The organism is Paenibacillus germinis (assembly GCF_013141785.1).
GTDB lineage: Bacteria > Bacillota > Bacilli > Paenibacillales > NBRC-103111 > Paenibacillus_E > Paenibacillus_E phytorum.
In genome coordinates this window covers 58,681-77,949 of record NZ_WHOC01000082.1, presented here as the reverse complement: position 1 = coordinate 77,949, position 19,269 = coordinate 58,681, and the positions used below count along the sequence as shown (strand labels likewise).

The window sequence follows — 19,269 nt, the reverse complement described above, 5'->3', positions numbered from 1 at the left end:
ATGTATGTTATATTGTAAATAGGCAATTTGACAAAACGGAAAATAAATATTGGGGGACCTGATATGAACGAACCGATACATAAAATGGTGGGTCGAAAACTGTTAAACATTCGCAAAACAAGAGGACTAAGCTTAGATCAAGTCGCTGATCTGACAGGGGTTAGCAAAGCAATGCTAGGGCAAATTGAACGAGGAGATTCGAATCCGACGATTTCTGTACTTTGGAAAATTGTGAGCGGCTTACAAATTTCGTTTACGAGTCTAATCGAAGATACCGAACCGAAGATTACGGTTGTCCGCGCAACCGGGCTTTCGCCATTTGAAGAGGAAGATGGACAGTATCGTGCGTTCCCGCTCTTCCCTTTTCACCCTCAAAAGAGCTTTGAAATTTATACGGTCGAAATGGATCGCGACTGCAGCCATGCCTCCGAGCCTCATAATGAGGGCGTTGAAGAATACATTCTCATGGTAGAAGGAAGTCTGGATCTAACGATCTCCCAGGAAAGCTATACGCTCAAAGCTGGCGATGCCATTCACTTCACAGCAGATCGGCCACATACGTATACGAATACATCTGACGCTAAAGCCGTCTATAAAACTTTAATTTACTATCCGCCTTCTTAACTTTCTATTAAAGAACGCAAGCTGCCGAATACCAAGGCCGCTTGCGTTTTTTTCTCATTATACCTTGACTAATGTCTTATAGAATTGCTCGATTTCAATCGGCTTTCCGCCATTCACACGCGATTCCTCGGCAGCAAACGCCATCAGATGGCTACGCACAGAAGCAGCCGCGGATGATTCACTTTCTCCCCCTGTATATCCACGAACCTCGCGAAGAAAACTGCGCACGATGCCCACATCGCCGCCGCTATGCCCTTCTTCGGATGCATGGACATGAATCGCATTCTGCTCATTCGTCACAAAATCAGTTACAGTGAATGAATGCTCTTCCATGTTTCCTCTGATTTCACCCTTTGTTCCCATGACTTGCACAATGCGCGTATTATCTCGCGTAAACCCGCACATGCTGAACATCGCAGTAGCTCCGCTGGCAAATTCCATATTCACTACCTGATGGTCAACGACGTTGTTATCGCTGCGGTACACGCATTTGCCGTATGGCGTTGTGCGCAGCGCCTCAAGTATGCCCTCTAAGCTAGTATCTGTTGTGAACTTCGCTGCCCAGTTCTTTCCGGAGCCCAAATAATATTTGGGCGCATAGTATTGGCAGCTGGCTTCCGCCGGACAGCCGTCGAGACAACGTGCAGGCGCGCCTTCGGGCGCGTTCTCCGCATTAAAATGCATAAGTGATCCGAAAGAACTCACACGCTCGCAAGGCTCGCCCATGATATACGATAAAATATCCATATCGTGGCACGATTTGGCCAAGATCATCGGACTCGAAGTGTTCGAGTTATTCCAATTGCCGCGCACAAAGCTGTGCGCCATATGCATATTGCCGACATTCTCATTGAGTTGAATGGAGACGATTTGTCCGATTTTCCCCTCATCGATGACACGTTTCATTGCCGTCCAGAACGCGGTATAACGCAGTACATGGCATATCGTCAGCAAGCGATTATGCTTTTTAGCCATACGCTCCATTTCAACGCATTCCTCAGGACTTGGCGACATCGGTTTCTCAAGAAGAACGTGATAACCAAGCTCAAGCGCCTTGAGCGTCGGCTCGTAATGCATCTGATCCTGCGTACAAATGATGGCGATATCCGCCAGCTTCGGCTGCGCCAAGAGCTCTTCCCAATCCGAATGGGCATGCTCCTGCGAAATTCGATGAGCAGCAGCAAAAGCTGCCCTTCTAGCTTCATCCGGCTCTGCTACCGCGATAATATCAAGTTCGTGAGGATAATTAAGCGCGTAAGGCGCATAAGCTTGGGCCCCGCGATTGCCGGCTCCCAGCAGAATGGCTGTAACTTTTTGCATAGTTGGTCTCTCTCCTTATGTTGTCTGTTAGGACTTGCTGCCTGTAAAAGCAATCCCTTGAATAAATGAACGTTGGAAAATAAAGAAGATAATAATCATAGGCAAAATAGCCATCATAGAGCCTGCCATAATAATCGTATAATTCGTTTTATGCTCTCCTTGGAGGAACGCAATGCCCGCTGACAGCACCATTTTGTCCGGTGAACTGTTAACGATAAGCGGCCACATCAGATCGTTCCACGACCACAACATGGTGAAAATGGCGAGAGCGATCATCCCCGATTTGGCTAAAGGCAGCATGATCTGCCAATAAATGCGAAATTGATTACAGCCATCAAGCTTAGCGGCTTCTTCCAGCTCGTGCGGCAGCGTCATGAAAAATTGGCGCAGCAGAAATGTGCCGAAAGCACTGAATAAGCCTGGAACAATGAGTGCGGTAAGCGAGTTGAGCCATCCTAGGTCTTTCATAATCATATACTGCGGAATGAGGAATACTTGACCCGGCACCATAAGTACGGACAGCATCAGAATGAAAAAGAAATGACGCCCCGGAAAGTTAATTCGGGCAAAAGCATAAGCAGCTAGCGAACAAATGATTAATTGGCCGATTACTTTTACCACCGTTGTAATAAAGGTATTCCAATAAAAAGTGAAAAATGGCAAGTTCACAAATACCTTTGAGTAATTGCTCCATTGAAACGTTTTAGGAAGTAGAACTGGAGGTATCGCCGTTGACTCTCCTAACGTTTTCACCGATGTAAGAAACATCCAGATGAAGGGAGTTACCATGATGATAGCACCTAGGATAAGAATAAGATGAATTAGCCCGGTCTGAACCGATTTTCGTTGATGGATTCTGGTGTTCATGCAGCCGCCCTCCTCATTCGTAGTGAACCCATTTCTTCTGAATTTTCATTTGAATATACGTAATGATCATAATAATGGTAAACAGCAGGACAGCGATGGAAGACGCATAGCCCTTGTTATTTTTCAAGAAGCCGTATTTGTAGTATAAGAACACAATCGACTGCGTTGATTCCATGACGATATCGCCTACCATCATATATATGAAGTCGAATACCTGAAAAGCGCCAATCAGTGAAGTAACCAGCACGAAAAATATGGTTGGCGTCAAGAGAGGTATCGTAATACGCATAAATTTGGTTACAGGCCCCGCACCGTCAATGGATGCGGCTTCATAGTAGGAAGCTGAGATACCTTGGAGTCCAGACAGAAATATAATCATGTGGCTGCCAATGGAACACCATATAGCAACAATAATAATCGATAATAATGCTGTACGATTATCCGTCAACCAGTGAGGACCAGGAATTGACAATAAACCAAGTAAGTAATTGATCAAACCGAAATCAGAATTGTACAGCCATTTCCAGACCATTGCGATCGCGGCCGGCATAGTGATGACCGGAAGAAAATACAATGTGCGGTATATGGACAACCCTTTGACCTTCTGGTTCAGCAGAACAGCCAACAAAATAGCCAGGATGATCCCGATCGGCACAGCTAGGACGATATAAATGCTAGTATTTCGGATAGCGTGAAGCAGCTCTTTATCCGTAAACAGTACCTTGTAATTCGCCAAGCCAGTCCAGGTATATTTGCCAAAAGCCCCCCATTCCGTAAAGGAGAAATAAAAGGTTTGGAACACAGGCCAAATATAAAACACCAGCAAGCCAAGCATTAGTGGCATAATCATGATATATGCCCACTTCCAATCGGATAGTCGCTTCGAGCTGAATCGCATGTTTACTCACTCTCCTATGAGTGGAATTGGGGAAGGAGACCCGCTGTCGAACGTTGCTTTTCGAAACGGATCCCCTGAGCCTTATTTTTCTGCTGCTAATGCTTGGTTCATCTTAGCTCCGAGCTCTTTGGCCGCATCAGCTACCGGTTTATCTCCCGTCCATGCATTTTTCAAAATTTCTGTTTCGTAAGTATTCCAAACCGAAGTATTTTTGGACACAGGGTATGGCGTTGCATACTCTGCCATGTCAATGAAAGCTTTTGCTTTGTATTGCGGGAATGTTGCTAACCAAGAAGTCTCACTGCCCTTGTAAGCCGGAATCGCTCCGCCTTGCTTCGCAGCAATTTCAGCCGCTTCCTTAGAGCCAAGGAATTTAACGAATTCCCATGCTTCTTTCGGATGTTTGGTGTTCGCGGATATGACATTACCCAGACCGTGAATGACAACGCCTTGCTTTTTCCCTTTTGGCAGTACGGCTACGTCAGCATTGTTTTTCATCTCGGCATTTTGATTGATAGTAAACGCTGCCCAAGAGCCGTCAAAATACATAGCGAGTTTGCCTGATGTGAACATATCGGCAGGAGCCGTTTCCGTCATTTGAGCTAGTGTCGGAGATACTTTATGAACTTGAATCAGATCCGTTAGAAATTTCAAACCTTCAATCGCTTCCGGTTGATCAAAGCCTGATTTCTTATGATCTTCTGAAATGACATAGCCGCCAGCCTGAAGAATCGTGTTGTAGAAATCCTCCTGATTCATCATTGGAGCCGCGAAGCCATAGATACCTTTGGCAGGGTCCGTTAATTTCTTAGCTGCTTCCGTTAACTTGCTCCAATCCCACGTGCCGTCCGGATATGGAATTCCTTTATCATCGAAAAGCTTCTTGTTGTACCATAAGCCAATCGTGTCAAAGTCTTTAGGAATCCCATAATTTTTGCCGCCCAGACTATAGAGCGAAACCAGCGAAGTTGGATATTTAGAGAGGTCTAATTGATCAGTCTTGATCGTCTCTGTCAAATCCTTTAACATGCCGTTCCCTGCATACTTGACGAAATTAGGACCATTCATCCACAGTACGTCAGGCATTGTCCCGCCTTGAGCGGCTGTTTCTAATTTGGTGAAATATTGTTTGTACGGCGTATTCTCTGCTTTTACTTCAATATTCGGGTGACTTGCTTGGAACGCTTTGATGACATCAGTCATCGTGTCCATGCTCCAGCCGCCATAAGTAATTGTTACTTTTTCAGCAGATGCTGCAGCCGTCGCCTTACTATCGGTTTTGGGAGCTGCTGTGGATGTAGAGTTAGATGAACCAGAATTACCGCAAGCGCTTACAACAACCATTGCCGACATGAGCGTTGTGACGAGAACAACCTTTTTTGTATTGTTGACCATTTCGCTATCACCCTTTTTCATTTTTTTATAATCGAACATGCCAATCGTACATACGCCGAAAACCTATTTCACCCCCCTTCAATTCGTCCAATATAATTGGCACCAAATTTTGGATAACGTTATCCAAGATAATAAAAAAAATTAGTTCCTTGTAAATACAGAAGATTGTCTCACAATAAGTCGATGTGGAAGAAGCACTTTGGAAAGCTGTGGTTGCTCGCCATTCAGCATATCCAACAAGGTTGAAGCTGCTGTTGTGCCTATTTCGACTTTTGGTACATGAACCGACGATAATGGCGGTGTTGTATATTGGGCAAAATCAATATTATCCATCGAGATGAAAGCAATATCCTCTGGAATGCGCAATTGATTCTCAATGACAGCTCGCATAGCAGGAATCGCTAATTGGTCACTCGCCGAAAATATCGCCGTAGGTCGTTCCAGATCTGCTCGCTTCAAGCGCTCCATGATACTCTCGTAACTGCGGTCGATTTCCCACCGGGTGTCTATCACCCATTCTTTGTTTAATGGAATACCCGCATCGTACATGGCAAATTTAAAGCCCTGAAATCTCTCTTCGCTGTTTAATTCACTTGTATGACCTGGCCCGCCGACAAAACCAATCGATTGATGCCCTTGCGAAATAAGGTGATCGACAGCTGACTTCGCGGCGTGAATACGATCGTAATCAACCATGGTAATTTCCGTACCGTTCGTACAAATACCTATCAGTGCTAGTTCATCCACTTTTAGCAAATAGTCAACGATCTCGGGGCCTACTTCGCCAACTATAATAATGCCATCAACTTGTATATCATGTAAGCAACGATGCAGAAGCGCTTCGTCTTTAAGCTCATCAGAGGTATGCATGAAACCCAAAGAATAACCGGATTCTAATATTTTCTTGGTAAACGCAGTAATGATCGGAGAGTAATAAGGGTGATCGTCGTTCAGACGAGCCGTTTGAATGATGCAGCCAATTTGCTTCGTCTGCTTTTTCTCTACCTTTTGTTTGTTTACAAGGTGACGCGCCGATTCATTAGGTGTGTAATTCAATTGACGCACAGCCTCCCAAACCTTGGCCTTCGTCTCCGGGTTGATGTGCCTGCTAGTATCATTTCTCACCACACGTGAGGCTGTTGAAATGGAGACTCCGACTAAATCTGCAATATCTTTGAGAGTAGGCAATTCATACAGCTCCTTCTATCCAAACCTTAATCCAATGGTTGCCCAAACGTTATCCTGATGTTTGGGGCAAGCGCTTACTTACAGAATAATTCATCTCTTTATAAGTTGTCAATACGTTTGACACCTTAAATCACAAAAAAGTGCTGACACCTTTTTTAAAAGGTTTGCAGCACTTTTTTACAAGCTAGCGTTTTATTTCGAAAGAGCAGGTTCAGCTGTAACCTTAAACTTGGATGAAATATACGTGACAGTTTTCGCTTCGGTAATCACTTGTGCATACATCATGTCAGGTTTCGGGTCGAGCAAAGTATACGTAATGACAGCCTGACCATCTTCGTTAAACTGAATCGCATTAACTTCAATACCGTAGCCTGAGTTAGGTTTATCACCTCTGGACAGCGTTACCTTGTTAATATCATCATTAACTTTCTCAACCTTTACCGCCACTTCTTCAGCAGGAGCCGGTTTTTGAGTGTTAGCTTCCATCACGCGAATAGCGTTATAGAGCCAACTTGCTGCTTCTCCGCGCGTGAGCTCACTTTTAGGATTAAACTTACCGTCCTTATCAAGGGTAGTAATTTTATAAAGCAGAAGTCTCTGCAAAGTGCCTTGATAATCAATCGTAATTTGATCCTCATCCTTGATCATGATGAACATTTTGACGAGCGGGAAATTGCCTTTCTTTTCTAAAGCACGAACTAATAAATCCCCAAATTGTTCGCGAGTAATCGTCGCATTCGGGTTCACATCCTTAGGAATCTGCAATCCGTGATAATGAGCAATGATAAAAGCGTCCGCATACCAGGCGTCATTGGAAATGTTCGAATACATGTCCGTTGCTTCCGGCTGTTTTTTGAAACGCATTAAGTCTAAGTTCAGGTCCAAGCCTTTTACAATCATTTGCACGCTCTGTGCATAGCTAATTTTCCCTTTAGGAACAAAGTGCTCCTGATCGATCCCACTTACGACACCGCGGTCTTTTAAGGCTAGAATGGAATCTGCTTGTCCTTCATCTAAATCAGAAAAAGCAAACGCTGAACCAAATGTCAAACTACTGCACAATAAAGTTGTTAACGTTAACGCAGCTATTTTTTTCATCAGCTCTGTTCTCCTTTGGGCATGTTTTTATATAACCCTTTTCTGAGTTACTTACTTAACGTAGAGCAGACAAATTATGTTGCAGATGATTTTAATATATATAAAATGACGTTATTTCCGCTCCACGACCGAAATTAATTCTTGTTTAAATCGGTCATCTAAACGATCATTACCAATAAAATTCAACATCAGCTGTTTATTTATACGATTGCCTTTAAGATAGTTTAATAAGAGATCTGCTTTATACTTCCTACCCATCATTAGATAGGCAACACACCATATTTCAGGGTGACTGACATGGACACCATGCCATATTGCAGCGTTTTTAATGGGAAAATCCACTGTTCCTTTGGTGTTTTGCAATGCGAAGGAGCCAATAAAATCAATATGTAAAGAGGGAACATGGATGCGAAACTCACTTGCATATGGGTAGTCCCCACTTTTAAGTTCCGTCCATGGTAAATCGTCTAAAACCTCAATCAGTTTTTCCTTTGGGCATTCCACAACAATATCCCAATCGTTAACTTTATCGATGAGCCCCAAATAAAACAGTAAACCGCTCCCGCCAAGGGAATATTGAATTTGACTTTGATTGAGCTTTTCGGCTATTCCATGTAGGTCTTTAATATTCATTTGTGATTTCTCATTTCTAATGTAGTTTTAAATAAATTCGTGAAAACTAATTGGTTTCCTTTTATCCATCATCACATGAAATCCTCAGGTCCTACACCAAACTGCCGCGTCAAACCTCTACGTCTTGCTGTCTCCTACAATGACTAATTGGGCCGAAAGTGCTTTCAATGTTAAGAAGTGATAAATTTACCTGTCAAGGAATTATTACTCATCAAATTCTAACGAAATTCTAATAATGGCGAATTAGGCTAGGAGCGTTATGGCTTTCGGCTCTATTCGGTAAATTTTAGGGGTTTTCAACTATGATAAAGTGAGTGTAGATGCGAGATTCACCTCAGCTTTTATACCAAAAGGAGGAAGTTAATTCATGCAAAAAAAGAATAAGAACTACCTTGGAAAAAAGACAATATTATCTTTAGGCTTAGCGCTCTCCATGTTTAGTGGCTTTTCCACAAATGCTCTCGCTGCCCCTGTAGCAACTGCAACCGTGAATAAGGGTGTTAACTTCCGTGCCGATCAGAGTACGAACGCTCCCGTTTGGGGATTTATTAAACAAGGCACTGTATTGCCTGTTGAAGCTGCCAATGACTACTGGGTTTTAGTCGATTACAATGGAAAACAGGGCTATGTTTCACGCGCTTATGTAACCGTACATGAAAATAAGCCTGCTCCTGCCCCTGCGCCCTCTAATCCCGCTACTGGCGGCAGTTTAGCGAATAAAATTATCAACACAGCTAACTCATTTAAAGGCAGGGTCAAATATGTATTTGGTTCGAGAGATCAACAGCGTTTGCGTTTAGATTGTTCTTCCTTCACGCAATATGTATTTCAACTAAATGGCGTTCAAATTCCTTGGGGATCTAAGGCTCAAGCCAAGTTGGGATCATACATTCCACGCAATCAGCTCCAACCGGGTGATTTGGTATTTTTCAGTGTAAGTACACCAGGCCAAATTAACCATGTGGGCATCTACATAGGGAATGGACAATTCATTAACAATTTACCGAACAAAGGTGTAGTCGTCGGCGACCTCAATAGCTCATATTGGACAAGCCATTACATCACAGGCCGCAGAATCTAATCCATTAGAGCTCTATAACTTAAATAAGAACCCTTCCTTTTTCTAAAAGGAGGGTTCTTCATCGTTTCATCTCCTTTTGAAGTATTTGGTTTATTTGGGTAGTAGACACATATAATGATCTTAGCTTCCGACGGACAGGCAAGAGTTTTACATGAGAGGACAACCATATATGCAGGATTGGTTCATTATTTTCATGTACAATTTATTCACGAATATCGATAACGCGATTATGATCCAGCTGTCTCTTCATAAATATAATCTCAGCGGTAAGATCAAATTTTATCTGTTTATGCTCCTCTGCTTGTTTCGTATTCTATATATTGCATGTGTACAATCGATGTCAGATGTGCCCTACATCAATGTTGCAACGGCCCTCATTATGTTCTTCTTCGCCATTCGGATGGTCATGCCTAAGAAAATGATGAGAAGTCATTTAACCTATCTATTCATCTTCAGCAGTATTGCAACCTTAGATTTAATTATGAGCATTGATAGTATTTTGCTGACAGCTAGGCTATCAGATAACTTATTATTCATCGCAATGGGCGTATTGCCGGCTTTATGTCTCATCTTTTTATTTTCCTCAAAAATGGAAGAATTTATTACAAAAATGCCCTGGATTGAAGTTGCCATCGCCGGCTTATTAGCCCAGTTAGCTGTCCTTCAGCTAAAAAAAGAACCAGACATCCTGCACTTGCTGCAAGAGGAATGGTTCGATTTAATGGCTATCACCGCCATGTGCGTGATCTGCAGTGTGGGTTGGTTCAATCTTTGGAGGAAGACGTATTGACATCCCTTTCATCTTACAAGTGTCTTAAAAGGATTTCCCCATCAGTACCAAAATCTGATTTAGACTTGTTCTTTTTAGCACATAAAATCCTGTTCCAGAGGCGGTAGCCATGCCACTATCGTTTGGTCCGCAAAGCCACCCTGCTTGGCAGGTACCATCATCTCGTACTAGAAGTTTACCGAGCATCCCTACGGCTACCCATTCTTTTCTCTCTGCCCTAGGAATATAGACTTGTGTAGAGTTCCATTCCGGATTCAACATAGGTTGTCGCTCATTTCGTTCGGGTATGACGATTTCCCCTTGAGCATCTATCAATGCCGGAACTGTCACTTCTTGGTATAGTGTTCTTCCCCACTCATCCGTCAGATACTTCTGATTCCAGCGCATTTCCCCGCTATTCGAGAGAAAAGCTGGCTTCGCACTTGTATTAAATTATAGGTCAATCCCGAACATTTCTAATCTCGTCCAAGCTTTTTTTAGCCCTGCTGTTAAGAGATTCCTTGTCTTTTAAGTTATATTGATTCAGCTCATGTCTTGGGTCAATGATTAATGGTTTTGAAATAACATCTTCTAGAATCTATCGGCTCCCATAATATGACGCGAAGCAAAGGCAGTCACATTGTCAAGAATTCGAGAGTCCTGATAATATTTGGCTATCGAATAATTCTTTGGCTCTCAGCCGCTGCTCCTCCAAGAAACTCACCACTTTTATTATATATTCTTTACAAAATCACAATGATGGAAACAGCGTCATAAGCGCTAAAGCACCTTCGTGTTCTGGTGCTAATTCTAAGGTATTACGAGCAAAATCCCTAGCTGCAGCATCTTCACCGACCTCGTAATAGCAAATAGCCATCTCATAAAGCACCGAGGCGTCATTCCTGTACTCATTGTTGGTCCGTTCGAAGAATAGCAAAGCATCCTTAAACATATCCATTTGATACAATAACATAGCACAGTCCAGAGCTAAGTCACGGTTTAACTCCATCGGATAATACCCATCCCACATCAGAAGTATCCCTTGTCGAATGTCCGATAACTCTTCTTCATCACACGTGGGAATCAGATTCGAGAGGCGCTTCGCGCTTTGGAGGAACAATTGCGCATCATACCCACCCAAACGCCAAAAAGCTAAGAGCTGGTTAATTTCCATGAGATCCAAATGCGAATCAAACCATTCTTTGATACTGAAAAAATCATCTGGACCAAAACGCTCAACAAACCGTCTATAAGCTAAGCGTGTAAGACCATAACTGTGCGGATTTGACACCATAAGCATACACCCTATGTTCAAATGGTTATAGGGATGTGACGTGAATAAGCTCATGGCACCCTTTTGCTCAAAGACATACCCAATGGCATGATAATTGGCTGTCAGGGAAAAACTTCCATGATGAATCAACTTGGGAGGTTCGTTATATTCCCAGTTCTCAATTCGATGGTCACCTTTATCCGCAGTGAGCAGGAGAAATCCCTCTTGCGAGAGCAGACCAAGTCGTTCCAAACATTGCAGACCAACGGCCGGAAAGAGGATATGGGAATCCTCCAGCTTCTGCGAATACAACCCTACAACCTCTCGATAAGGGTACGATTCCTGTTCATATTCATCCGCTCTTCGATAATGATACTCGGGAGTGACGTTCTTAAGCATATCTGCAGCACTGCTTTCGGCATCACCTTCTGGGAAGTGCAAAGAAACCATGCATTCATAAATTTTGTTTTCGTCTACATAGATAAGCTCTTGCGGAATACTATCAAAAAAGTAATTCGCAATGACCAGCAGAGGCTGCTGCAAGTCACCCATTCTAATTCGATCACCAGATTGCGTCAAATGAAGTTCGGTACCCTGCACAGCATCAAATTGTGCAAAGTCCAGAACCCCTTGTTCCACAAAGGGAAGTAAGCTGCGGTGCTGCTGCCAAAAGGCGATATTTTTGAACGCCAGATCACTCATCACATATCGAAATGGAGGGAGTACTATCCCTGAATAATCCCTCAGCTCACATAGTTCCTTTACGATATGATAGGCTAACCTGCCCGAACCCGCTCCAAGCTCCAGTATCGTGACCGGCTCTAACGTGTATCCAAGCCTCGCTCTATCTTGAAGAAACCCAAATACGATCTCGGCATAGGCAACCGCAATACTTGGGTTACTAGTTATGTATTGTGGAACATCCTCACTTTGCCATGCACCAATTCCCTGTTCTTCATAATAAGTTCGCTGAAGCTCCCATATGGGTGCTTCACTGAAACGATAAATCTTCTGATCCCTATGTGTCATCGGCTTGAACCTACTTTACTCCATTTTTATGAAAAAACAACTCCCATCTTACCACAAAGTGCCTCCTAATCAAAAATAGAAAGACAGTTCCCTATTTCAGGTTAACTACCTTTCTACCTTGTTAAGAAAATTGTTTTCATTTATTAAAGAGAATGCAATTCTTGATATGTTGAATGTTGTAATGAAGCTTTTTCTCATCGGCCGTGATTAGTTCCGCAAATGGAAGGTCCAGCTTCTGCAGCAAGCCAATTTTGTTCGCGTGTAAACCTGAGTCTAAACAGACGATTTGTCCTTCCAATTCTTTAAGCAATTGTTCAAAAGTATTCGGGAGCAGAGCAAAAGATGGATCAGGTGAACTAGGTGTTAATTGACTTTGTACTTGTGAATAGGGAGTCTGATTGTTTTGATATGGACTAATCCATTTTAGATGAAACAAAGGAATGTACATAATCTGATAAAGGGGCGAATGAAACACCAAGTAGTCTTGAGAAATATGTCTCACATAACCGTGTATTGTCTGATTATTGGAGATATAAATTTCTACGAATCGATCGACCGCACTGCTTAAGATTTGGTGGTAGGTGATTTGTCCAGTTTGCAAAGTGAGGTCAGGTGGAGAGTCCGTGATCGATTTGTCTAAGTTTAGTGTGATATTCCTAATATGAGCAATAGGAAGATATAAATACTTCTTTTCCATGTAAATGACGATGATATCTGGTCCTACATCGATTAGGTAGCCAATTTTATCCCCATCCCCAATCAACTCAATCTGTACCATCTTACCAATATACGAATTGAAAAACATCATGGTTGATAACCTCCTTATCTATTTTTTATTTTAAAAAATCCAGTAAACCCAAAAGGCGAGACATATCAATGTGAATATTAATGCAGGGGGTATTGTTATAAACGTGACTTTACAGTAATCCTTCCAACTTATTTTCACTTTATGCTGTTTAAGGATATGAAGCCAAATTAGCGAAGCTAGCGTTCCGATAGGCAGCAGTAAAGCCCCTAGATCACTACCAACTACACTGGCTAAGTAGGTTACTTTTAAAGTTAGTGGGTCTAACTCCATACCGGTTAACGTTAATGTTCCAATCATTAATGCAGGGTGATTGTTTACTAACGTAGATAAAATTGTGACTAATGCTCCCATTAGCAAGCTCCCATTTAATAAGTCGCCTGAAACTAATGGTTTAAAGGTACTAACAAGCATATGAGTTAGGCCAATATTATTTAATCCAAATATGATAACGTACATCCCAAAAGCAAACACGAGGATATGCCATGGTGTCTTCTTTATCATATCGACTGGCGATATTTTGAGATAAAACCAGCGCCATGCAAGTAGAACAGTTGAACCTAGCACGGCTACGATACTAACAGGTATACCGTAATAGGAGGCAATAAATAGACTTACCCGAACCATGAATACGAACAGTAATATATTTCTCATGAATTTTGTTCGATCTTTAATGGCAGGCAGCGTATTTGGAAGTTTAACGTTGTTTAAGGGATGTTTTCTTGGTCCTATCGCGTTTATTGGTAATTTCTTTGGAAGAATGCGATAGAAACAGAGGAATAATAGTAACAAGAATACAATTAACCCCAACGTAGAGGGTATAAACATCATTAATGTGTGCATATATAAGTCCATTCCGACAATTTTGAGCGCAATAAGATTAACAATATTACTAACTCCTATAGGAGCGCTAGAAGCCGTAGCGATTAGCGCACCGGAAAGTAAGTAAGGTATTTTCTGGTGATTTTTTAACCCTAGTTTCTCTAGAACAATGAGTAATATGGGCGTTGTTATCATAATACTGCCATCATTGTTGAAAAATAGCGTCATTAAAAAACAAAGTAGATTAACATACCAGAATAGACGGATCCCCGATCCTTTGGCTCTTGCCATTAATCCTTCTGCCGCCCATTGGAAGAAACCAAAGCTTTCTAATACAATCGCCATGACGATAGTAGCCATAATCGTGATAGCGGCGTCACTGATGGTATTTGTAATTTGAAGCAAATCAGCGAAAGAAACACTTCCGCTTAGAAGGACAAGGATAGCACCTCCCGTTGCAGGGATCGCTTCGTTCATATCTTTAGGACGCCAAAGAATTAGGATAACAGTCATCACAAATGCAGCTATCGTAAGGGTTACCGTTGCTGAACCAATCATTAATTTTCACCCCGCTTTTAGAAAAAGTCATCTTACTGTCATTCTGAATCTTATGTGTCATGCGTCTATTCTCTTGATGTAGGCAATTTCAGTAATACTCAAATCTACGGAAGATACATTTTCATAAACGACTTCTATATCGGTCTCGGGCTGTAAAGGCGGTTTAAGTAGAAAGAAAAGTAGAATCCCTGCAAAGATAATGATAAACATGACGACCATTGTCATTCCCTCCCTTCTACCATCTACCACCATCTATCATTAGTAGATACTGATACTGTATGTATACGGGACCTGCGCTCATCTTGCTATAAACGGTTACCCCCATCTTTCAAATATTCCACTCTTGTCTAGTAAAAGAGGAAATGGAATAACAAAAAAACCAAATGCTATGGAGCATTTGGTTAGCTAAAGCTTTTCCATTTCTTGCTTAATAATTTCCCGCCTTTCCTTAATGTAGTTCATAATAAATTCAGGCTCACCTCTAAATTCCGTATAAGGCCACTTACGATTATAATCATTCAGCATATAAGGGGCTATCGTACCATGTAAATGTGCTATCATCGGGGATATCTGTTTCCTTGTAAACGATGTACGAAGAATGGAGGCAAGAATTTGTTTATAACGCCGCCTAACACTCTTGAAACTCATCAGTTTTTCGGTTAAAGCATTGTAGCCCTTAATTCGTACCAAATCACTGCCGCATGCTTTCCCATAGCAATTTCTCCCCCAAGTGCCTTCGTAATCCCAGGGTATGATACGGTATAATTTGGTAGGCTTATGACGATAGATCGCATAATTTTGATCAAATCCATCAAAGTTTCCGGTGAAAACAGCTCCTGCTAACCATCGCAAATAATTATCAATATCCAAATGGGTTTGCAAGTATTGAGCTAATGGCTTCCCAGACAGTTTATTAATCTTAGAAATGAATGCGCTCAGTTCTTTTCTTTCGGTGCTTAAGCCCATGATTTGCTCGTACCCTTCAAACAACGACTTCTTATTCCTTTTTGTTTCAGGGTGAAACAGTTCAAAATTGGCATCATCATCCACAGCATAGAATAGGGATTGCGCACTAATCTTCCTTTTCCTGAAGAAGTTTTTATCAACGGCTTCTAATTCTAAATAAACTCCCAGACTCTCTCCATTTAGCTTCAATTCAAAATGCTTCGTTTGTGGACTAGGTACACCAATTCGTTGAAAAAATCGAAATGAGAGCGCATTTCGTATCATTGAAGGATCGTCATACTCCGCATTCAGATGGTAAGTCTTACCTCCGTACACAATTTCATACGATTTCTTCATATACTCTCGCGTGTGGCCCCCCCGATAACGGACCTTAAGAGGAACACTTTTCCCATTACTAATAAGTACACCGTTTACGAATTGCTTACTCCAAACATCTTCGTTCAATTTTCTAAGCTGCTGATCCTGGATTACGATATGTCGAGTCGGTATCATGGCACACCGCCTTTTTACATAATAAAAAGCCTATCTATAGTAGATAGACTTTCATTCTAGATTAATTTATTCGTGATTATGAACGATTGCCACGGCTCTTGTTACCTCTTGTTTTGTTTCCACGAGACTTGTTGCCTCTTGTTTTGTTTCCACCAGATTTGTTTCCACCTGTTTTATTGCCTCTTGTTTTGTTTCCACCAGATTTGTTGCCTCTTGTTTTATCATTTTTTTGGGCATTTGTTTGTTCAGTTTTGGTGCCTCTTGTTTTTTCATTCTTTCGTGCATTTGTTTGTTCAGTTTTGGTGCCTCTTGTTTTTCCATTCTTTTGGGCATTTGTTTGTTCAGTATTGGTGCCTCTTGTTTTGTCGCTTTTGTTGCCTCTTGTTTTGTCGCTTTTATTGCCTCTTGTTTTGTCACTTTTGTTGCCTCTTGTTTTGTCACTTTTGTTGCCTCTTGTTTTGTCACTTTTGTTGCCTCTTGTTTTATCGCTTTTGTTGCCTCTTGATTTGTCGCAATTACATTTGTTAGATACAATAACCTCCATCTTTTAAAACCTCCTTATAGTTTATAGTGCAGTCTATGATAGGAGATTCGAATTGGATAGTGATATTGGTTGATATAGAAAAATTAATTAATAGTAGGTTCGTTCTCTTGGTGGAATTATTGCAAAAATAGATTCTAATCTAGTACCTCATCTATAACGGATACATATACTTATATTACAAATGAGCAGCAATGACATTGGTACAGGAGGTGAACACAAACTAGTATCCGCTGCTTATATCCAAACTAAACCACATTCCTGAGAGGGGAAATGACAAAATGAGTTTAAACTATTTAGGTTCATTAATCGGTACTGAAGTTAAAATCAATCGTGGAGGTCCTGACTCTATCGTTGGTAGATTACTTTCTGTCCATCATGATTACTTAGTAATCCGTATGAATGATGGAACAATTGTATACATTCAATTACAGCATATCAAAAGCATTAGTAGTACGAACAGCAATGCTAGCAGGGGTAACAAAAGCAACAAAAGCAACAAAAGCAACAGAAGTAACAGAAGTAACAGAACTCATCAACGTTTTGAACATGCGTATACCTTTGAAGGTCTCTTGGGTCAATTGAGATACACGAATGTTCAAATCAACCGTGGTGGCCCTGAGAAAGTTGAAGGTCTTCTCGTACATTCCGGGGATAACATCATACTGATTGTGGTAAATAATGAAATCGTCCGTATTCCAATCTTCCATGTTAAAAGTATTAATGCCCTTAACAAAAATAAAAGCAATGGCAACAAATCCAATAGCTCCAATAAAAACAATAAAAGCAACAAAAGCAACAAAGCAACCGCTGCACAAATCGTTGCGATTAAACTTATGTTACAAAAATACCGCTCTCGTTAAATTTAGTAGAACTTGCAACATGATACCCATATCCTATAACCCCAATCTCGTCGCAGGCGCGCTGATTGCTACGGCATTCAGCGCGCCATTTGGGGTTATTTATGTACTATTTCATTAAGGATAAAGCAATTCTACTAGATTGAAAGGAGGTGCAAACTGTGGAAACTATGACTAATCTAATTGATAAGCAAGTAGAGCTATCGTTATCGGGGATCCAACAACCCTTAAAGGGAGTTCTGCTTGAAGTTGGCAGTGATCTTATCGTGATCTTCAATGAATTTCACTTTTACTATATTCCAATTATCCATTTACAATATTTAAAGCTCGATACCTATGCAAGCTCATCATCCATTGACCCACCTACGGAATATCCTTTTGATCTTCAGTCTGCCTCAATCTCTTATCGAAAGATGTTGATGAGCGCTAAAGGAATGTTCGTTGAAATATATATCACAGGCAATCAAAGCATACATGGTTACTTGACCCATATCATGAATGATTATTTTGCCTTCCACTCCCCTGTGTTTCATACGATTTTCATTTCGATGAAGCACGTTAAATATGTGATCCCTTACCATCCTAATACGACACCTTACTCGATGAAAATGGAGCATTTTCTCGTCCAACCTTCTCAAGTTACGTTTTCACGGACGTTTGATCAACAGTTGAAAAAGCTGGAAAGCCAGTTTGTAGTCCTGGATCTTGGAGAAAATCCCAGCAAAATTGGGGTTCTTCATACAGCGGACCATCCATTTCTCGAGCTTCATACAGCTACCGGGAAATCGATATTGCATAGTGAGCATGTGAAAACGATTCATTTACCTTCTGTTCGCAAAGGCGACAATTGGGGAGGACGCATTTTCTAACGTTGACGTCCAGTTTGGACGTCATTTTGCTTTGTTGTGGCAAATGGGCCTTCTGGGCATACACTAAGACATAAACTTCGAGAGGAAGACCATGATGACCTATAATTATGAGAACCTGCCGCAACCACTCCAATCTTGGACATTTCAACATCCTAACCAACCCCCAGTTCCCCATCCCGTATGGCCTTACATCGCTCAGGCTCCTTGGGCTCAGGATTTAGAACATGAGTTCCGTGAAAGAGATCAGCCTCTCACTTTTGTTCTGGTACATGGCTCGTGGGCAGATGCAAGCTTTTGGTCGGGGATTGCTGCTGAATTACGCAAAAAAGGCCATACCGTCTATGTTCCTGAATTCCCAGGACATGGTGCTGACCCTAACAAGGCTGCTACACATGCGATGATGACAAAATCCATCGCCGATTACGTAACATCTCACAATTTAAAGAATATTATTTTGGTTGGACATAGCTTTGGTGGCAGTTTAGTTCAAAAAGTAGCAGAACATATTCCCGATCGTCTGAAAAGACTCGTATTCATGAACGCATTTGTACTTAAAGATGGTGGATCGCTTGCCGATGAGTTTCCTCCCTCTATGAAAGCCATGTTCAAGCAGCTCGTAGAAAGCTCAAAGGATAATACAGTATTGCTTCCGTTTCCTCTTTTCAGAGAATCCTTTGCCAATCTAGCAAGTTATGCGCAAGCTCAACAGCTCTATAAAAAAGTCACACCTGAACCTGCCGGGCCCTTATTTGAAAAGTTTGACTTGAAGAAATTTTACAGCTTGCAAGTACCCAAAAGCTATGTCCATCTGATGGAAGACACTGCTATACCACTTGGCAGTCCAGATTATGGCTGGCATCCGCATATGTCAAGCCGATTGGGTTTATATCGATTTATTCAAGCACATGGTGACCATATGTCAACAGCTCAATTCGAGCCTAAACTAATTGCACGAAAGATTTATGAAGCGTCTAGAGACTAACAAGCTATAAGTAGTTGATAAGTATTTAATAATTCGTCCAACTCACCAGATAATCGCAATATGAACTCGGAGCGCAGCTCGTACATGTTTCCCGCATGGTTAATCTCATCTCTTTTAGCTTCTATTTTCTTTTCTATTTCAATTAACGAGTCCATTGTGCATAACCTCCAATGAATAGTCTATTATTTATATATTTTAT

20 protein-coding genes and 1 pseudogene are annotated in these 19,269 nt (G+C 41.5%); 6 read left to right on the top strand and 15 right to left on the bottom strand.

Annotated features, from left to right (window positions below; genetic code table 11):
- Nucleotides 1–63 precede the first annotated feature (63 nt).
- On the top strand, nucleotides 64–624 hold the full coding sequence (locus tag GC102_RS17145) for a helix-turn-helix domain-containing protein (protein WP_171690628.1): 561 nt from the start codon (nucleotides 64–66) through the stop codon (nucleotides 622–624).
- Nucleotides 625–681: 57 nt separating this feature from the next.
- Here the strand turns inward: GC102_RS17145 and GC102_RS17140 are convergent, their stop codons facing one another.
- From GC102_RS17140 to GC102_RS17110, 7 genes are all read right to left on the bottom strand, one after another.
- Nucleotides 682–1,944 carry a Gfo/Idh/MocA family protein gene (locus GC102_RS17140; RefSeq protein ID WP_171690627.1) on the bottom strand — a complete coding sequence of 421 codons (1,263 nt, stop codon included), beginning with the start codon at nucleotides 1,942–1,944 and terminating at the stop codon, nucleotides 682–684.
- Between the two features lie 27 nt (nucleotides 1,945–1,971).
- The gene (locus tag GC102_RS17135) at nucleotides 1,972–2,811 is read right to left on the bottom strand and encodes a carbohydrate ABC transporter permease (protein WP_171690626.1); all 840 of its coding nucleotides are present in this window, start codon (nucleotides 2,809–2,811) and stop codon (nucleotides 1,972–1,974) included.
- 13 nt (nucleotides 2,812–2,824) lie between these two features.
- Nucleotides 2,825–3,709, bottom strand: a complete 885-nt coding sequence (locus GC102_RS17130) for a carbohydrate ABC transporter permease (protein ID WP_171645468.1) — start codon at nucleotides 3,707–3,709, stop codon at nucleotides 2,825–2,827.
- A gap of 81 nt (nucleotides 3,710–3,790) precedes the next feature.
- Nucleotides 3,791–5,104 carry an ABC transporter substrate-binding protein gene (locus GC102_RS17125; protein ID WP_171690625.1) on the bottom strand — a complete coding sequence of 438 codons (1,314 nt, stop codon included), beginning with the start codon at nucleotides 5,102–5,104 and terminating at the stop codon, nucleotides 3,791–3,793.
- A 141-nt stretch (nucleotides 5,105–5,245) separates the two neighbouring features.
- Nucleotides 5,246–6,292, bottom strand: coding sequence for a LacI family DNA-binding transcriptional regulator (locus GC102_RS17120; RefSeq protein ID WP_171690624.1), 1,047 nt, complete (start codon nucleotides 6,290–6,292; stop codon nucleotides 5,246–5,248).
- 192 nt (nucleotides 6,293–6,484) lie between these two features.
- Nucleotides 6,485–7,390, bottom strand: coding sequence for an S-layer homology domain-containing protein (locus tag GC102_RS17115; protein WP_171690623.1), 906 nt, complete (start codon nucleotides 7,388–7,390; stop codon nucleotides 6,485–6,487).
- 111 nt (nucleotides 7,391–7,501) lie between these two features.
- Nucleotides 7,502–8,023, bottom strand: a complete 522-nt coding sequence (locus GC102_RS17110) for a hypothetical protein (protein WP_171690622.1) — start codon at nucleotides 8,021–8,023, stop codon at nucleotides 7,502–7,504.
- A 367-nt stretch (nucleotides 8,024–8,390) separates the two neighbouring features.
- Between GC102_RS17110 and GC102_RS17105 the strand changes: the two genes are divergently transcribed.
- Together GC102_RS17105 and GC102_RS17100 are read left to right on the top strand one after the other, a co-directional pair.
- Nucleotides 8,391–9,104, top strand: coding sequence for a C40 family peptidase (locus tag GC102_RS17105; protein ID WP_246320964.1), 714 nt, complete (start codon nucleotides 8,391–8,393; stop codon nucleotides 9,102–9,104).
- 151 nt (nucleotides 9,105–9,255) lie between these two features.
- A complete protein-coding gene (locus GC102_RS17100; protein ID WP_171690621.1) occupies nucleotides 9,256–9,894 on the top strand; it encodes a TerC family protein in 639 nt (212 codons plus the stop codon).
- Between the two features lie 24 nt (nucleotides 9,895–9,918).
- On the opposite strand, the pseudogene GC102_RS17095 reads toward GC102_RS17100, so the two are convergent.
- From GC102_RS17095 to GC102_RS17065, 7 genes and pseudogenes are all read right to left on the bottom strand, one after another.
- Nucleotides 9,919–10,305, bottom strand: a pseudogene (locus GC102_RS17095) (peptidase G2 autoproteolytic cleavage domain-containing protein); the annotation flags it as partial.
- A 319-nt stretch (nucleotides 10,306–10,624) separates the two neighbouring features.
- Nucleotides 10,625–12,175, bottom strand: a complete 1,551-nt coding sequence (locus tag GC102_RS17090; protein ID WP_171690619.1) for an SAM-dependent methyltransferase — start codon at nucleotides 12,173–12,175, stop codon at nucleotides 10,625–10,627.
- A gap of 136 nt (nucleotides 12,176–12,311) precedes the next feature.
- Nucleotides 12,312–12,983: a YwrJ family protein gene (locus GC102_RS17085; RefSeq protein WP_171690618.1), complete on the bottom strand. Its 672-nt coding sequence runs from the start codon at nucleotides 12,981–12,983 to the stop codon at nucleotides 12,312–12,314.
- Nucleotides 12,984–13,013: 30 nt separating this feature from the next.
- On the bottom strand, nucleotides 13,014–14,360 hold the full coding sequence (locus GC102_RS17080; protein WP_171690617.1) for an arsenic transporter: 1,347 nt from the start codon (nucleotides 14,358–14,360) through the stop codon (nucleotides 13,014–13,016).
- A gap of 57 nt (nucleotides 14,361–14,417) precedes the next feature.
- Complete coding sequence (locus GC102_RS17075) at nucleotides 14,418–14,579, bottom strand: hypothetical protein (protein ID WP_171690616.1); 162 nt, start codon at nucleotides 14,577–14,579, stop codon at nucleotides 14,418–14,420.
- A 186-nt stretch (nucleotides 14,580–14,765) separates the two neighbouring features.
- Nucleotides 14,766–15,818, bottom strand: coding sequence for a CotH kinase family protein (locus GC102_RS17070; RefSeq protein WP_171690615.1), 1,053 nt, complete (start codon nucleotides 15,816–15,818; stop codon nucleotides 14,766–14,768).
- Nucleotides 15,819–15,884: 66 nt separating this feature from the next.
- The gene (locus tag GC102_RS17065) at nucleotides 15,885–16,352 is read right to left on the bottom strand and encodes a hypothetical protein (RefSeq protein ID WP_171690614.1); all 468 of its coding nucleotides are present in this window, start codon (nucleotides 16,350–16,352) and stop codon (nucleotides 15,885–15,887) included.
- Between the two features lie 288 nt (nucleotides 16,353–16,640).
- Here GC102_RS17065 and GC102_RS17060 point away from each other — a divergent pair, with 288 nt between their 5' ends.
- From GC102_RS17060 to GC102_RS17050, 3 genes are all read left to right on the top strand, one after another.
- Nucleotides 16,641–17,222 (top strand): DUF2642 domain-containing protein, encoded by a 582-nt coding sequence (locus GC102_RS17060; protein ID WP_171690613.1) that lies wholly within the window; start codon nucleotides 16,641–16,643, stop codon nucleotides 17,220–17,222.
- Nucleotides 17,223–17,389: 167 nt separating this feature from the next.
- A complete protein-coding gene (locus GC102_RS17055; RefSeq protein WP_216625394.1) occupies nucleotides 17,390–18,088 on the top strand; it encodes a YwrJ family protein in 699 nt (232 codons plus the stop codon).
- 91 nt (nucleotides 18,089–18,179) lie between these two features.
- The gene (locus GC102_RS17050) at nucleotides 18,180–19,070 is read left to right on the top strand and encodes an alpha/beta fold hydrolase (protein WP_246320963.1); all 891 of its coding nucleotides are present in this window, start codon (nucleotides 18,180–18,182) and stop codon (nucleotides 19,068–19,070) included.
- Here the strand turns inward: GC102_RS17050 and GC102_RS40600 are convergent.
- Nucleotides 19,067–19,225 (bottom strand): aspartyl-phosphate phosphatase Spo0E family protein, encoded by a 159-nt coding sequence (locus GC102_RS40600; protein WP_171690612.1) that lies wholly within the window; start codon nucleotides 19,223–19,225, stop codon nucleotides 19,067–19,069. The genes GC102_RS17050 and GC102_RS40600 overlap by 4 nt on opposite strands.
- Nucleotides 19,226–19,269: the final 44 nt, after the last annotated feature.

Coding starts and splice junctions, on each gene's coding strand:
- GC102_RS17090 (WP_171690619.1), bottom strand. CDS start 12,175: ATGACACATAGGGATCAGAAGATTTATCGTTTCAGTGAAGCACCCATA.
- GC102_RS40600 (WP_171690612.1), bottom strand. CDS start 19,225: ATGGACTCGTTAATTGAAATAGAAAAGAAAATAGAAGCTAAAAGAGAT.
- GC102_RS17070 (WP_171690615.1), bottom strand. CDS start 15,818: ATGATACCGACTCGACATATCGTAATCCAGGATCAGCAGCTTAGAAAA.
- GC102_RS17060 (WP_171690613.1), top strand. CDS start 16,641: ATGAGTTTAAACTATTTAGGTTCATTAATCGGTACTGAAGTTAAAATC.
- GC102_RS17145 (WP_171690628.1), top strand. CDS start 64: ATGAACGAACCGATACATAAAATGGTGGGTCGAAAACTGTTAAACATT.
- GC102_RS17130 (WP_171645468.1), bottom strand. CDS start 3,709: ATGCGATTCAGCTCGAAGCGACTATCCGATTGGAAGTGGGCATATATC.
- GC102_RS17100 (WP_171690621.1), top strand. CDS start 9,256: ATGAGAGGACAACCATATATGCAGGATTGGTTCATTATTTTCATGTAC.
- GC102_RS17110 (WP_171690622.1), bottom strand. CDS start 8,023: ATGAATATTAAAGACCTACATGGAATAGCCGAAAAGCTCAATCAAAGT.
- GC102_RS17085 (WP_171690618.1), bottom strand. CDS start 12,983: ATGATGTTTTTCAATTCGTATATTGGTAAGATGGTACAGATTGAGTTG.
- GC102_RS17135 (WP_171690626.1), bottom strand. CDS start 2,811: ATGAACACCAGAATCCATCAACGAAAATCGGTTCAGACCGGGCTAATT.
- GC102_RS17140 (WP_171690627.1), bottom strand. CDS start 1,944: ATGCAAAAAGTTACAGCCATTCTGCTGGGAGCCGGCAATCGCGGGGCC.
- GC102_RS17080 (WP_171690617.1), bottom strand. CDS start 14,360: ATGATTGGTTCAGCAACGGTAACCCTTACGATAGCTGCATTTGTGATG.
- GC102_RS17050 (WP_246320963.1), top strand. CDS start 18,180: ATGATGACCTATAATTATGAGAACCTGCCGCAACCACTCCAATCTTGG.
- GC102_RS17075 (WP_171690616.1), bottom strand. CDS start 14,579: ATGGTCGTCATGTTTATCATTATCTTTGCAGGGATTCTACTTTTCTTT.
- GC102_RS17055 (WP_216625394.1), top strand. CDS start 17,390: ATGACTAATCTAATTGATAAGCAAGTAGAGCTATCGTTATCGGGGATC.
- GC102_RS17105 (WP_246320964.1), top strand. CDS start 8,391: ATGCAAAAAAAGAATAAGAACTACCTTGGAAAAAAGACAATATTATCT.
- GC102_RS17115 (WP_171690623.1), bottom strand. CDS start 7,390: ATGAAAAAAATAGCTGCGTTAACGTTAACAACTTTATTGTGCAGTAGT.
- GC102_RS17125 (WP_171690625.1), bottom strand. CDS start 5,104: ATGGTCAACAATACAAAAAAGGTTGTTCTCGTCACAACGCTCATGTCG.